This is a genomic window from Bradyrhizobium jicamae (assembly GCF_001440395.1).
Taxonomy (GTDB): Bacteria; Pseudomonadota; Alphaproteobacteria; order Rhizobiales; family Xanthobacteraceae; genus Bradyrhizobium; species Bradyrhizobium jicamae.
Genome location: NZ_LLXZ01000150.1, coordinates 44,653 through 58,687, shown reverse-complemented (window position 1 = coordinate 58,687; position 14,035 = coordinate 44,653). Strand labels below are relative to the sequence as shown.

General features: G+C 63.7%; 15 protein-coding genes. 9 read left to right on the top strand and 6 right to left on the bottom strand.

The window, feature by feature from the left end; genetic code table 11:
- Positions 1–175: 175 nt before the first annotated feature.
- Positions 176–967: a Bax inhibitor-1/YccA family protein gene (locus CQ12_RS24255; RefSeq protein ID WP_057837821.1), complete on the top strand. Its 792-nt coding sequence runs from the start codon at positions 176–178 to the stop codon at positions 965–967.
- Positions 968–1,110: 143 nt separating this feature from the next.
- Positions 1,111–1,656: a GNAT family N-acetyltransferase gene (locus CQ12_RS24250; RefSeq protein ID WP_057837820.1), complete on the top strand. Its 546-nt coding sequence runs from the start codon at positions 1,111–1,113 to the stop codon at positions 1,654–1,656.
- Between the two features lie 117 nt (positions 1,657–1,773).
- Here CQ12_RS24250 and CQ12_RS24245 read toward each other — a convergent pair whose 3' ends face one another.
- From CQ12_RS24245 to acnA, 3 genes are all read right to left on the bottom strand, one after another.
- Positions 1,774–2,145, bottom strand: coding sequence for a DUF2794 domain-containing protein (locus CQ12_RS24245; protein WP_057837819.1), 372 nt, complete (start codon positions 2,143–2,145; stop codon positions 1,774–1,776).
- Positions 2,146–2,742: 597 nt separating this feature from the next.
- A complete protein-coding gene (locus tag CQ12_RS24240) occupies positions 2,743–3,504 on the bottom strand; it encodes a DUF1223 domain-containing protein (RefSeq protein WP_057837818.1) in 762 nt (253 codons plus the stop codon).
- A gap of 224 nt (positions 3,505–3,728) precedes the next feature.
- A complete protein-coding gene (acnA, locus tag CQ12_RS24235; protein ID WP_057837817.1) occupies positions 3,729–6,449 on the bottom strand; it encodes an aconitate hydratase AcnA in 2,721 nt (906 codons plus the stop codon).
- A gap of 225 nt (positions 6,450–6,674) precedes the next feature.
- Between acnA and ccmA the strand changes: the two genes are divergently transcribed.
- The 6 genes from ccmA (at position 6,675) to CQ12_RS24205 (ending at position 10,071) form a co-directional block, all read left to right on the top strand.
- Positions 6,675–7,277: a heme ABC exporter ATP-binding protein CcmA gene (gene ccmA, locus CQ12_RS24230; RefSeq protein ID WP_057837816.1), complete on the top strand. Its 603-nt coding sequence runs from the start codon at positions 6,675–6,677 to the stop codon at positions 7,275–7,277.
- On the top strand, positions 7,274–7,942 hold the full coding sequence (gene ccmB, locus CQ12_RS24225; protein WP_057837815.1) for a heme exporter protein CcmB: 669 nt from the start codon (positions 7,274–7,276) through the stop codon (positions 7,940–7,942). Before ccmA ends, ccmB begins: the two co-directional genes overlap by 4 nt.
- Before the next feature lie 89 nt (positions 7,943–8,031).
- Entirely contained in the window at positions 8,032–8,763 is a 732-nt protein-coding gene (locus CQ12_RS24220; RefSeq protein WP_057837814.1) for a heme ABC transporter permease, read from the top strand.
- Positions 8,764–8,767: 4 nt separating this feature from the next.
- Positions 8,768–8,947, top strand: a complete 180-nt coding sequence (gene ccmD / locus CQ12_RS24215) for a heme exporter protein CcmD (protein WP_057837813.1) — start codon at positions 8,768–8,770, stop codon at positions 8,945–8,947.
- Positions 8,944–9,537 (top strand): DsbE family thiol:disulfide interchange protein, encoded by a 594-nt coding sequence (locus CQ12_RS24210; RefSeq protein WP_057837812.1) that lies wholly within the window; start codon positions 8,944–8,946, stop codon positions 9,535–9,537. The genes ccmD and CQ12_RS24210 overlap by 4 nt, the downstream gene beginning before the upstream one ends.
- A 174-nt stretch (positions 9,538–9,711) precedes the next feature.
- Positions 9,712–10,071 carry a ComEA family DNA-binding protein gene (locus tag CQ12_RS24205; protein WP_057837811.1) on the top strand — a complete coding sequence of 120 codons (360 nt, stop codon included), beginning with the start codon at positions 9,712–9,714 and terminating at the stop codon, positions 10,069–10,071.
- A 198-nt stretch (positions 10,072–10,269) separates the two neighbouring features.
- Here CQ12_RS24205 and CQ12_RS24200 read toward each other — a convergent pair whose 3' ends face one another.
- Complete coding sequence (locus CQ12_RS24200) at positions 10,270–10,872, bottom strand: septation protein A (protein WP_057837810.1); 603 nt, start codon at positions 10,870–10,872, stop codon at positions 10,270–10,272.
- A 1-nt stretch (position 10,873) separates the two neighbouring features.
- A complete protein-coding gene (ftsY, locus tag CQ12_RS24195; RefSeq protein ID WP_057837809.1) occupies positions 10,874–11,821 on the bottom strand; it encodes a signal recognition particle-docking protein FtsY in 948 nt (315 codons plus the stop codon).
- A gap of 157 nt (positions 11,822–11,978) precedes the next feature.
- On the opposite strand from ftsY, the gene CQ12_RS24190 reads away from it, so the two are divergent.
- On the top strand, positions 11,979–12,614 hold the full coding sequence (locus tag CQ12_RS24190; RefSeq protein WP_245310106.1) for an RluA family pseudouridine synthase: 636 nt from the start codon (positions 11,979–11,981) through the stop codon (positions 12,612–12,614).
- Between the two features lie 153 nt (positions 12,615–12,767).
- Here CQ12_RS24190 and mtaB read toward each other — a convergent pair whose 3' ends face one another.
- Positions 12,768–14,033, bottom strand: a complete 1,266-nt coding sequence (mtaB, locus tag CQ12_RS24185; RefSeq protein ID WP_057837808.1) for a tRNA (N(6)-L-threonylcarbamoyladenosine(37)-C(2))-methylthiotransferase MtaB — start codon at positions 14,031–14,033, stop codon at positions 12,768–12,770.
- Positions 14,034–14,035 lie beyond the last annotated feature (2 nt).

The window sequence follows — 14,035 nt, the reverse complement described above, 5'->3', positions numbered from 1 at the left end:
AGCCGCGCGTGGAAGCTTGCATCGAATGTGTTAGTTTCCCACATACCAGCCAAGATCAGTGGCCGGGTTCATGACGTGAAACTAACGTCGGCAGATCGGGACATCTGAGCTAAGAAATCTAACCGGCGCCGCAAACCCCTTGCGCTCCGCCGGCCCAACCAACGGGAATTCGACCATGTCGGACCTAGACCGTAACTACGTATCTCCTTTCGGCCGGGCCGCCGGACGCGTTGACGCAGCGGCCGTCGATGCCGGTCTGCGCGCCTACATGCTGCGCATCTACAACTACATGAGCATCGGCCTGGCCATCACCGGCCTCGCGGCGCTCGGCGTCTACATGGCTGCGGTGACCACCGACCAGGCCGGCGCTGCCGCCCGGTTCGGCAACGCCTTCCTGACGCCGTTCGGCTACGCGATGTATGTCAGCCCGCTGAAGTGGCTGTTCATCCTCGCACCGCTGGTGATGGTGTTCGCGATCTCGGCCGGCATCAACCGGCTGCGGCCGGCGACCGCCCAACTGCTGTTCTGGGTGTTCTCGGCGCTGATGGGCATTTCGCTGTCGTCGATCTTCCTGGTGTACACGCACACCTCGATCGTGCGGGTGTTCTTCATCACCGCGGCGACCTTCGGCGCGCTGAGCCTCTACGGCTACACCACCAAGCGTGACATGAGCGGCATGGGGTCGTTCCTGTTCATGGGCCTGATCGGCGTCGTCATCGCGAGCCTGGTCAACCTGTTCCTGGCGAGCTCGATGCTGCAGTTCATCGTCTCGGTGGTCGGCGTGCTGGTGTTCGCGGGCCTCACCGCCTGGGATACCCAGCGGCTGAAGAACGACTACATCTACGGCTACGCCGCTGAAGGCGGCGAGATTGCGGAGAAGGCGGCGATCTCGGGTGCGCTGTCGCTCTACCTGAACTTCATCAACCTGTTCACGCTGCTCCTGCAGCTCCTCGGCCAGCGCGACTAGTCGCTGCCGACAGGTTCAAGAATTGAAGCCCCGGCCTCGCGGCCGGGGCTTTTCTTTTGGTCCGTGGTCGTCATGCCCGGACCTCAGCCGGGCCATGACGGAAAGAGCGTTGATCCGGACTGGCCTGCTGGTATCTTATTGCCATGTCCGCTGCTGAAACGTCCGCTCCTGAAATCCGGCCCGCTACCGAGGCCGACCTCCCCGCCATCACCGACATCTACGAACACGCGGTGCGCTATGGCACCGCCACGTTCGAACTGGTCCCGCCCGATCTCGCCGAGATGACGCGGCGGTTCAGGACGCTGATGGATGGCGGCTTTCCCTATTTCGCCGCCACCGTCGAAGGCGAGGTGATCGGTTACGCCTATGCCGGCCCCTACCGGCCGCGGCCGGCCTACCGCTTCACGGTGGAAAATTCCATCTACCTGAAGCCCTCGACCCACCGCCGCGGCATCGGCCTGCAATTGTTGCAGCGGCTGATCCCGGAATGCGAGGCGCGCGGCTTCCGGCAGATGATCGCGGTGATCGGCGATTCTGCCAATGCCGGCTCGATCGGCCTTCACACCAAATGCGGGTTCCAGATGATTGGGACGCACGCCAATGTCGGCCTCAAGTTCGGCCGTTGGCTCGACACCGTGATGATGCAGCTCGCGCTCGGTGAAGGCGGGTCGACCGTGCCGAAGGATTGAGAATTTCGTAGCGCTGTAGGGTGGGCAAAGCGAAGCGTGCCCACCATCAGCTAGCAATCGAGGGAGGGATGGTGAGCACGGCGCAGTGCGCCTTTGCCCACCCTACGGGCAACGCCGTCAAACCACCGCCAGCTTGCGGTCGATCACCAGCAGCACGCGTTCGAGCTCGTGGCCGCGGCGGAGGATCAGCCCGGTCGCCGAGATCACGCTGTACATGCCCTGCTTGCGCGCGAGCCGCGGATCCTTCTCGATACGGTAAAGCGGGACTTCGGAAGCGCGGCGGAACACCGAAAACACCGCGCGGTCCTTCATGAAGTCGATGGCGTAGTCGCGCCATTCGCCGTCGGCGACCATGCGGCCATACAGGTTGAGGATGCGGTTGAGTTCGAGGCGATTGAATGTGACCCGATTAGGCGGGGGAACTGCAGTGGCGGGGCGCGCCACTGCGCGGCTATCGCTTGGATCGGTGTCCTCCGAGATCGGGCTCATGGAGCGCCTCCTGTAATCTCAGGCATGCTCTCGTTCCGAAAACCGGTCCCCACTTTTCGGGAGCATGCCGACACCTACATGATCGCGCTAACCGCAGGACGCCGCAAGGGGGCTGTAAATACGAAGGAAACCGCGTGGAACCGCCGAAATGGAACAAAAATCGATTCACGGGATCGTTAGCGGAATCTTATTGCTGCCCCACTTCTGCCAACCGCCTGCCCCGCTGGGTTGCGAGAAAGCAATCCTGCGTTGGCCCGGTCCTTTCGGTTCCGGATTCCTCAGCCCCCAGCCCCCCGGGGCCGTCGGGATCGGGCCTGTTCGCAGAAGGGAGTTAATCCCGATACTGGGCCAACGAAAGTTGGTCCTTTTTCGTTTGTGGTGGCCGCTTCGACAATGTCAGCCGACACTCGCGTGCCAAGCTGCGAACCCACGATCTGCAATCGCGATTTCGGAGAAGACTCGTAGCCCGGATGGGACGAAGTGCAAATCCGGGAATCTACCGGCCGCTGCACTGTGCGGATTTACGCGAAGCCCGTCACCGGGCGCGCATTCGCGCGACCCGTTGGCTCCATCAGGGCTACGCGAGCTGTGCGCTTGTCAGCGCAGCGCGGTGTAGGCGGCGCCGAGCATCGCGCCCGGCTTGTCGCGACTGCCGTCCTGGACATAGACGACCGCACCGTCGACGCCCTCGCGGGAAATATTTTCCAGCGGCACGGTCCAGCTTCCCGAACTGCCGTTCCAGTCGCCGACCTTCACGAGACTGCGCACCACGTTGTAATAGGTGATCTGCTGGCCGCGGTTCTCGCCGCGCCCGATCGAAATCGGCACCGCCTTCGAGACCGAGCAGAGCCAGATTTCACCGCGGCCCGCCGTCGGGACCTTGCTCGCATCGACCGAGACATTGAGCAGTTTGCCCGACAGCGTCATCGTCACCGGCAGCGACATCACGCCTTCGGTCTTGCTGGTGGTCTTGATGGCGCCGTCGATGGCGGCGCGATCGCTGCCGATCACTTGCACCGAGCCGTTGACGATCATCTGCGGCGTGTAGAGGTTGCGATCGCCGCGAACGTGCGAATAGGCTTTCTGACGCGCGCTGAAACGCGAGTCCGCCAGCGTGTCCTTCCAGCCGAGATAATCCCAGTAGTCGACCGGCATGCTCAGCGCGATCACCGACGGATCCTTGGCCAGTTCGCCGACGATCTGGTCGGCCGGCGGACACGACGAACAGCCCTGCGAGGTGAACAATTCAACGACGGCGCGCGGATCGGCGTGAGCCGGGCGGATGACCGCGACGATGGCGCAGACGCCGAGCGCGCCGGACCATCGCGATATGCAGTTGTAGGCCATCATCGCTGACATGCTGCGAACCGGCGGCAGAGTTTTTCATCCGTAATTGTACGGGGCATGGTGTGAGCTCCTGAATGCGTGCCCCAGACGCGCGAAAGCGGCCTTTTCATAGGCCGCCTTCTTTCTTGTCGCCACTCACTTCGAAGTGAGGCACCGATCACAAATCCGCGTTTCAAGGCGTTTTCAAGCGAAGTGGTTACCGGTTCGCGCGAGGAAAACGCGTCAAAAAGAGAACTTTAAGCCGCGAGTTTGCGCAGCACATAATGCAGAATGCCGCCGTTTCGATAGTACTCGAGTTCGTCGAGGGTATCGATGCGGCACAGCAGCGGCACGCGCTGCAGCGAACCGTCGCCGGATACGATCTCCGCCGTCAGCATCTGACGCGGCTTCAGGTCGCCCTGCAGCCCCCGAATCGTCACCGTCTCGTCGCCCTTGAGGCCGAGCGATGTCCACGACGTGCCGTCCTCGAAGGTGAGCGGCAACACGCCCATGCCGACCAGGTTGGAGCGATGGATGCGCTCGAAGCTCTGGCAGATCACGGCGCGAACGCCGAGCAGGCGGGTGCCCTTTGCAGCCCAGTCGCGCGAGGAGCCGTTGCCGTATTCGGCGCCAGCAAACACCACCAGCGGCACGCCTTCCGCCTGGTACTTCATCGCCGCGTCGTAGATCGACATCTGCTCGCCGTCGGGCCAGTGCTTGGTAAGTCCGCCTTCCGGGATATTGCCGTCGGCGCCCTTCAGCATGAAGTTCTTGATGCGGATGTTGGCGAAGGTCCCGCGCATCATGATCTCGTGATTGCCGCGCCGCGTGCCGTACTGGTTGAAGTCGGCCGGACGCACCTGGTGCTCGCTGAGGAATTTTCCAGCCGGCGAGGTCAGCTTGATCGAGCCGGCCGGCGAGATGTGGTCGGTGGTGATCTTGTCGCCGAACATCGCCAGAATCCGCGCATCGACCACGTCGACGACGGGATCGGGCTGCTTCTTCATGCCCTCGAAATAGGGCGGATTCTGCACATAGGTCGACGACATGTTCCAGCGATAGGTCTCGCTGTCGGTGGTCTTGATCTTGCGCCAGTTGGTGTCGCCCTTGAACACGTCGGCATAGCGCTTCTTGAAGATCGTGGCTGTCACGAACTTCTTCATGAAGGCGTTGATCTCCTTCGTGGTCGGCCAGATGTCCTTCAGGTAGACCGGCTTGCCGTCCTTGCCGGTGCCGATCGGCTCGACTGCGAGATCCTTGGTCACGGTACCGGCCAGCGCGTAAGCCACCACCAGCGGCGGCGACGCCAGATAGTTCGCCTGCACGTCCGGCGAGACGCGGCCTTCGAAGTTGCGGTTGCCCGACAGCACGGCCGCGGCAACGATGCCGTTGTCATTGATCGACTTCGAAATCTCTTCCGGCAGCGGGCCTGAGTTGCCGATGCAGGTGGTGCAGCCGAAGCCGACCAGGTTGAAGCCGACCTTGTCGAGATCCTTCTGCAGACCCGAATTGGCGAGATATTCCGCGACCACCTGGCTTCCAGGCGCCAGCGACGTCTTCACCCACGGCTTGGCCGTCAGGCCCTTGGCGGCGGCGTTGCGCGCGAGCAGGCCAGCACCGATCAGCACGCTCGGGTTGGAAGTGTTGGTGCAGGAGGTGATCGCGGCGATCACGACGTCGCCATGGCCGAGATCAAAATCCTTGCCCTCGACCGCGTAGCGGGTGTCGCCGCCTTCCGGCTTCTTGTATTCGCCCGCGAGCGCGGTGGCGAAGCCGGTGGAAACCGCGGGCAGCGCGACGCGGCCTTCGGGGCGCTTCGGGCCGGCCATCGACGGCACGACGTCCTTCAGATCGAGCGTCAGCGTTTCCGTGAATACCGGATCGGCGGACTTGGCGGTGCGGAACAGGCCCTGCGCCTTGGCATAGGCGGAGACGAGCGCGACGCGGTCAGCCTTGCGGCCCGACGTCTTGAGGTAATCGATGGTCGCGGCATCGACCGGGAAGAAGCCGCAGGTCGCGCCATATTCCGGCGCCATGTTGCCGATGGTCGCCTTGTCCGCGACCGAGAGATAGTCGAGGCCGGGGCCGAAGAACTCGACGAACTTGCCGACCACGCCCTGCTTGCGCAGCATCTGCGTCACCGTCAGCACGAGGTCGGTCGCGGTGACGCCTTCCTTGAGCTGGCCCTTCAGCTTGAAGCCGACGACTTCCGGCAGCAGCATCGACAGCGGCTGGCCGAGCATGCAGGCCTCCGCCTCGATGCCGCCGACGCCCCAGCCGAGCACGGCGAGACCGTTGACCATGGTCGTGTGCGAGTCGGTGCCAACAAGCGAATCCGGATAGGCGACTTCGAACGTGCCGGTCTTCTTTCCGACCGTCATCTTCTCCTTCCTGGTCCAGACCGTCTGCGCGAGATATTCGAGATTGACCTGGTGGCAGATGCCGGTGCCGGGCGGCACAACCGAGAAGTTCGAAAACGCCTTCTGGCCCCACTTCAGGAACTCGTAGCGTTCCTGGTTCTGCTTGTATTCCTCGACGACGTTCTTGCCGAACGCCTTGTTGTCACCGAAGAAGTTGACGATCACGGAGTGGTCGATGACGAGATCGACCGGCACCAGCGGGTTGATCTTCTCGGCATCGCCGCCGAGCGCCTGCATCGCATTGCGCATCGCGGCGAGATCGACCACCGCCGGCACGCCGGTGAAATCCTGCATCAGCACGCGCGCCGGACGGAACGCCACTTCATGCTCGAGCTTGCGCTTCCTGAGCCACTTCGACACCGCGACGATGTCGGCCTTCTTGACCGTGCGGTCGTCCTCGTTGCGCAGCAGGTTTTCCAGGAGCACCTTCATCGAATAGGGCAGCTTGGAAATTCCCTTTAGACCGTTCTTCTCGGCGGCGGGCAGGCTGTAATACACGTAGGTCTTGCTGCCGACCTTGAGGGTCTTGCGGCATTTGAAGCTGTCGAGCGAGGTCATGTCAGAAAATCCCAAATTCTAGTTATACCCGGCAAGGGTATTTAAACACCGTCAGCGTTAGGCTGGCCTATCGGCTTGCAGCCGCCGATTGTGTGCTGCATCAAGTTCCGGGCTTATAGAATCTTTCTAGAAGCGCCGCCACACCGACAAGCGTGCTGCAGCAATGCGGTACCCACAAATTCTGACGCGGTACCCATCAATTTCAGAGGGCTGTGACGACGTAAAATGCGGCTCTCGGGACGGCAAATCGACTGTATCAGGGGCGGCCGCGGGGTGTTCTCCGGCCTCGATTTCGAGGCCTCGTCCGGCGAAGTGCTGGCGGTGGTCGGCCCGAACGGCTCCGGCAAGACCTCGCTGTTGCGCCTGATCGCGGGGTTATTGGTGCCCGCGGGTGGCTCGGTCATCCTGGAAGGCGGCGAGGCCGAGCTGACGCTGCCGGAACAGGCCCATTATCTCGGCCATCGCGACGCGCTGAAGCCGGCGCTGAGCGTGCACGAAAACCTGTCGTTCTGGCGGGACTTTCTCGGCGGCAAGGCCGGCGATGTCGGCCAATCTCTCGCCGCGGTAGGCCTCGGCCACGCCACCCACCTGCCGGCGGCCTTTCTCTCGGCCGGCCAGCGGCGCCGGCTGTCGATCGCGCGCCTGTTGGTGGTACGGCGGCCGGTCTGGCTGCTGGACGAGCCGACCTCCGCGCTCGATACCGCAGGCCAGACCCTGTTCGTGGGCGTGATGCGGGATCATCTGGCGAGTGGCGGGATCGTCATCGCCGCGACCCACGCCCCGCTCGGGATCGAAACCAGGGAACTGCGGATGGGAGGCGCGACATGACCGGCCTCGCCGCGCTGATTCGCCGGGACATCAGGATCGCACTCCGTGTCGGCGGCGGGGCGCTGATCGGCGTGCTGTTCTTCCTCACCGTCACCGTGCTGATGCCGTTCGCGATCGGCCCCGACCTGCCGCTGCTGACGCGGCTCGGACCCGCAATCCTCTGGCTCGGCGCGCTGCTCGCCAGCCTGCTCACGCTCGATCGGCTGTTCACCGCCGATCATGAGGACGGCTCGCTCGATCTGATCGTGATGGGCCGGACGCCGCTGGAACTGGCCTGTGCCGCGAAGGCGCTGGCACACTGGCTTGCGGCCGGCGTGCCGCTGATCGTGGCGACGCCCGTGCTCGGACTGCTGCTCAATCTCGACGCCTCGGCGACATCAGCCGTGGCGCTGACGCTTTTGGTGGGAACGCCGGCGCTGACATTCACTGGCATGATCGGCGCGGCGCTTGCCGTGACATTGCACCGCGGCGGCCTGTTGCTCGCGGTGCTGGTGCTACCGCTGTCGATCCCGGTACTGATCTTCGGCGTCGCCGCGTCGCAGGCGGCCATTACGGGTCCGCTGTCGTTTGGAACACCGTTTTCGATCCTGTGTGCGCTGTCGCTGGTGAGCCTCGTGGTCGGCCCGTTCGCCGCCGCGGCCAGCCTGCGCCATGGGCTCGACTGACCACTTGACGCCGATCAACTCTCGCGGAGGCAACCTGAAACAAAACAAGCCGCATTGCCTGCCCCGCCGCTGACGACTATCAGGATGCCATGACGCTGATCGACCTCGCCAATCCCACCAAATTCCTGTCGCTGACGGCGCGCGTGCTGCCATGGCTGGCGGGCGCGACCGCGATCCTGCTGCTGGTCGGTCTGTATCAGGCGGCGATGGCGCCCGATGACTACCAGCAGGGCGCTACCGTGAAGATCATGTTCGTCCACGTTCCCAATGCGTGGCTTGCGATGTTCGTCTGGGGCGTGATGAGCCTCAGCGCGCTCGGCACGCTGGTGTGGCGGCATCCGCTCGCCGACGTCGCGGCCAAGGCCGCCGCACCGATCGGCGCGGCCTTCACCTTTCTCGCGCTCGTCACGGGTTCACTGTGGGGCCGGCCGATGTGGGGCACCTACTGGGAATGGGACGCGCGGCTGACCTCGGTCCTGATCCTGTTCCTGATGTATCTCGGCCTGATGGCGCTGTGGCGCGCGGTCGACGATCCGTCGCGGGCGGCACGCGCCGCCGCCGTCTTGACGCTGGTCGGCGCCATCAACCTGCCGATCATCAAGTTCTCGGTCGACTGGTGGAACACGCTGCATCAGCCGGCGGCCGTATTGCGGATGGGCGGCACGTCGCTCGACAAGGCGTTCCTGATTCCCCTGCTGGTGATGGCGGTCGGATTTTCGCTTCTGTTCGTTACGCTGCATCTGGCGGCGATGCGCAACGAGATCCTGCGCCGGCGGGTGCGCAGCTTGCAGATGATGCAAGCCAGCCAGCAGGCGGCGTGACGCGATGTCGCTCGGTCCCTACACGTCCTTTATCGTGACCTCCTACACGCTGGTGGCGGCGGTCGTGCTGCTTCTCATCGTCTGGATCGTTATCGATTATCGCCATCAGAAGGAGCGCCTGCGCCAACTCGATGCCTCCGGCGTGACCCGGCGCTCCGGCCGCCAGGCGACGGACATTCGATGAGCGCGCCCACCGCATCGGATCAACCGCGCCGCTGGCGCTGGCTCGTGACGCTGCCGCTGATCGCCTTCATCGCCATTGCTGCACTGTTCCTGCTGCGGCTCTACGGCGGCGATCCCGCCAAAATCCCTTCCGCCCTGATCGGCCGTCCGGCGCCGCAAACCACGCTGCCGGCGCTGGAGGGGCTCGTCCATAACGGCGCCCCCGTGCCGGGGCTCGACCCTGCAATGTTCAAGGGCAAGGTTTCCGTCGTCAATGTCTGGGCCTCCTGGTGCGTGCCCTGCCACGACGAGGCGCCGCTGCTGACCGCGCTGGCCAAGGACACGCGGATACAGATCGTCGGCATCAACTACAAGGATTCGCCCGACAACGCCCGTCGCTTCCTCGGCCGTTACGGCAATCCGTTCACCGCTGTCGGCGCCGACAGCAACGGCCGGGCCTCGATCGAATGGGGCGTCTACGGCGTGCCGGAAACCTTCGTGGTCGGCCGCGACGGCACCATCAGCTACAAGCTGGTCGGGCCGGTGACGCGGGCCAATCTCGACAGCGTGCTGAAGGTCGAGATCGAGAAGGCGTTGAAAGCGGGGAGCTAACCTTCTTGCGTCATCCCGAGTCGCATCGCCGATGCGAACCCGGAAGCGCGAAAGTGGAATCGACTCCAAATAATCTTCCGGTTTTATCTGCCGTTCATTTGGCAGCCATGGCGCCGCCATGAATTCGCAGCTAGTTTTAGGGTGTTACCTGAACCGTCCTTGGAGGGACACCCTATGCGTCATTTCACGCTCGCTTCTCTTCTCGCCACCGCGCTCACGCTCGGCCTGTTGACGGCAACGCCGTCGATGGCCCAGGGCACGCAGCCCGCGACCAAGTCCGAAAGCAAGATGGCTCCCGCGCCGAAAGCGTCCGAGTCGAAGATGGCGCCTGCGCCGAAGGTTGAGCTGCTGGACATCAACTCGGCGACTGCCGACCAGCTCGATGCACTGCCGGGCGTCGGCAAGGCCTATTCGGCAAAAATCATCGCCGGGCGTCCGTACAAGGGCAAGGATGAGCTGGTGCAGAAGAGCATCGTCCCGCAGGCGACCTACGACAAGATCAAGGACAAGATCATCGCCAAGCAGAAGAGCTGAGGTGGTTTGCTTTGTCTTACCTCTCCCCGCTTGCGGGGAGAGGTCGGATCGCCTCGGCAATGCGAAGCATTGTCCGGTGCGATCCGGGTGAGGGGGTACAGGTCTATCGATAGAGCACAAGTCGCGGAGAGACCCCTCACCCCAACCCTCTCCCCGCAAGAGCGGGGCGAGGGAGCAGAGCAGCGCAAGCGCTCGCAATCACCCCTTGCTTATATCCCCTGCTTCCGCCTCGCTCGCCTCCAGCGAAGCCGGCTCCAGGTGATAGCGCTTGATGACCGGCATCTGGAAAAGCGCAAAGGCCATCGTGATCGGGATCGCGCCGAACACCTTGAAATTCACCCAGAAGTCCGTCGACTGCGTGCGCCAGATGACTTCGTTCAGGATCGCCATTCCCAGAAAGAACAACGCCCAGCGCATGGTCAGGATGCGCCAGCCCTTCGGCGTCAGGTTGAACACCTGATCGAACAGGATCGCGATGAACGAGCGGCCGAACAAGAGACCGCCGCCAAGGATCACCGCGAACAGGCCGTAGACCATGGTCGGCTTGACCTTGATGAAGGTCTCGTCGTGCAGCACCAGCGTCAGCGTGCCGAACACCAGCACGATGACGGCCGTAACAATCGCCATGACAGGCACATGCCGCACCACCACATAGGAAGCGATCATCGCCGCCACGATCGCCACCATGAAGGCGCCGGTTGCGACAAACAGGTTGAACTTCGCATTGGCGATGAAGAACACCATCAGCGGACCGAGTTCGGTCGCGAGCTTGAACATCGGATGCGGCTGGGTCTTGTCCATATTAACTTTCAATTCCCGCAATCGCGTTGGCGAAATCCCGCGCAGTGAACGGCGCGAGATCGTCGATGCCTTCGCCGACGCCGATGAAGTGCACCGGCAGTTTGAACTTCTCCGCCAGCGCCACCAGGATGCCGCCGCGCGCGGTGCCGTCGAGCTTCGTCATCACGAGGCCGGTCACACCAGCGGTACGATGAAACGCCTCGACCTGCGACAGCGCATTTTGTCCCACCGTGGCATCGAGCACGAGCAGCACCGCATGCGGCGCTGAAACATCGACCTTCTTGATGACGCGAACGACCTTTTCCAGTTCGTTCATCAGCTCGGCCTTGTTCTGCAGCCGTCCCGCCGTATCGACCAGCAGCACGTCGATTTTTTGTTCCTTCGCCGCGCTCAGCGCGTTGAAGGCAAGGCTTGCCGAATCCGAACCCTGCGCACCCGCAATGACCGGCGACTTCGTCCGTTCGCCCCAGACCTTGAGCTGCTCGATCGCCGCGGCACGGAAGGTATCGCCGGCCGCCATCATCACCTTGCGGCCCTCGGCGCTCAATTTCGCGGCAAGCTTGCCGATGGTGGTGGTCTTGCCGGAGCCGTTGACGCCGACAACGAGAATGACGAACGGTTTTTGCGCCGCATCGATCTCCAGCGGCCTGGCCACCGGCGACAGCACCTTCTCGACTTCGCTTGCGACGACCGTCTTTACTTCATCGGCGGAAATCGCCTTGTCGTAGCGGCCGGCGCCGACCGCGTCCGCGATCCGGACCGCGACGGCGGTACCGAGATCGGCGCGCAGCAGCACATCCTCGATATCGTCGAGCATGGCGCGGTCGAGCTTGCGCTTGGTGACGAGGTCGGCAACGGCGTTGCCGAGCGAACTGGACGTCCGCTTCAGGCCGCTCGAAAGCCGCCGCCACCAGCTCAGTTTGGGGGTTCCGGGAGTGGTATCGCTCATGTCGGGGACGTGTTAGCGGTTTCGCGCCATGAGCGGAAGTCACAACAAATCGTTTGATAGTCCAGGGGCATCCTTTGATGTTCCCCGGACATCCCTTGATGTCCGTGGATTAACGGCGGAAGAAATCCAGGCCCGCGTGCTCCATCGCGACGGGCTGATGCTTGTCATCGACAAGCCGGCGGGGCTGCCGGTACATCGCGGTCCCAAGGGCGGCGCCAATCTGGAGGCGTCGTTCGACGGCTTGCGCTTCGGTCTGCCGCGGCCGCCGGTGCTGGCCCACCGGCTCGACAAGGACACGTCAGGCTGTCTGGTGCTGGGCCGCCATCGCAAGGCCACCGCCTCGCTCGGCCTGCTGTTCAAGCACGGCAAGGTCGGAAAGACCTATTGGGCCGTGGTCGAAGGCGGACCTAGCGAAGATGAAGGCACGATCGACATGCCGCTGGGCCGCCTCAACGCCGAGCGCGGCTGGTGGCAGAAGCCGGACCCTGAGGGGCAGAAAGCCATCACCACCTGGAAAGTGCTCGGCCGCGGCGACGGTCTCGCCTGGCTGGCACTGGAGCCGGTCACCGGCCGCACCCACCAATTGCGCGTGCACACGTCGGCCAAGGGCTGGCCGATCGTCGGCGACAACATCTACGGCAACGGCCCGCGCTTCGGCGAGCCGATCCTGCATCTGCACTCCCGCGAGATCGTGATTCCGATTTCGAAGAACAAGGAGCCGGTGCGCGTGACAGCGCCGGCGCCGGAGCATATGCGCGAGCGGCTCAGAAAGTGCGGGTGGAATGGGGAGTGACTTCTTCCTTCTCCCCTTGTGGGAGAAGGTGGATCGCTGACGCGCAGCGGCAGCGAGACGGATGAGGGGTCTGTCTCCGCGAGTCGTGCCCGTTGAGAGAACCCCTCATCCGGCGCTTCGCGCCACCTTCTCCCACAAGGGGAGAAGGGAGAATCACACTGTCAATCGCGCACCATCATGACCCTTGATCGCTAGCGTCATCACGGCACCCGCTGTTTCGCCCGCTATCGCCACTGGCAGGAAATGCTCCGTCCTTCCCTGCGTCGCACTCTCGATCAGGACCTGGCGCGTCGTGCCGACCTCTGTCGCCAGCCGCCGCTGCAGCGCCGCCTCCCCTGTGTCGCGCAACCGCTTCGCGCGCGCCTTGATATCGCCGCCCGCCACCTGCGGCATCCGCGCGGCCGGCGTGCCCGGTCGCTTCGAGTAGGGAAACACGTGCAGGAAGGTGAGATCGCACTCGTCCACCAGGTCCTGCGAGCGCGCGAACATCTCCTCGGTCTCGGTTGGAAATCCCGCGATGATATCGGCGCCGAGCGTGATGTCCGGACGAAGCCGCCGCACCTGCGCGCAGAATTCAATCGCATCTCGCCGCGAATGCCGCCGCTTCATCCGCTTTAGGATCATGTCGTCGCCCGACTGCAGCGACAAATGCAGATGCGGCATCAGCCGTTCGTCGTCAGCGATGACGTCAAGCAGATCGCGATCGGCTTCGATGGAATCGATCGACGAAATCCGCAGCCGCGTCAGTTCCGGCACATGCCGCAAAATCTGCTTGGTCAGTTGCCCGAGCTTCGGTGTACCCGGCAGGTCGGCGCCGTAGCTCGTGAGATCGACGCCGGTCAGCACGATCTCGGCATGGCCGCGCTCGACCAGTGCACGCAACTGATCCACCACCGCGCCCATCGGCACCGAGCGCGAATTGCCGCGGCCGTAGGGGATGATGCAGAAGGTGCAGCGGTGATCGCAGCCGTTCTGCACCTGCACGAAGACGCGCGGCAGGCCGGCCTTGAAACCGTCAAGCAGATGTGGCGCCATCTCCTTGACCGCCATGATGTCGGCGACCGCGATCTTCTCGCTTGTCCCGATACCGAAGCCGCCATCGAGAGCCGCCCGCGCATCGCGCCAGGCTTCACCGCGCATCTTCTCGTCATTGCCGACGACGCGATCGACCTCGGCCATTTCGGCAAACATTTTTGCTTGCGTCTGCGCCGCGCAGCCGGTGACGACGATGCGCACATCCGGCCGTTCGCGCTTCAGCCGGCGGATCGACTGCCGCGCCTGTGCCACCGCCTCGTTGGTGACCGCGCAGCTATTGATGACGACGGTATCGGAAAGGCCCGCGCGCTCCGCCTCGCGCGCGATCACTTCGGATTCGAACGCGTTGAGACGGCAGCCAAACGTAAGGACGTCGACGCTCATTA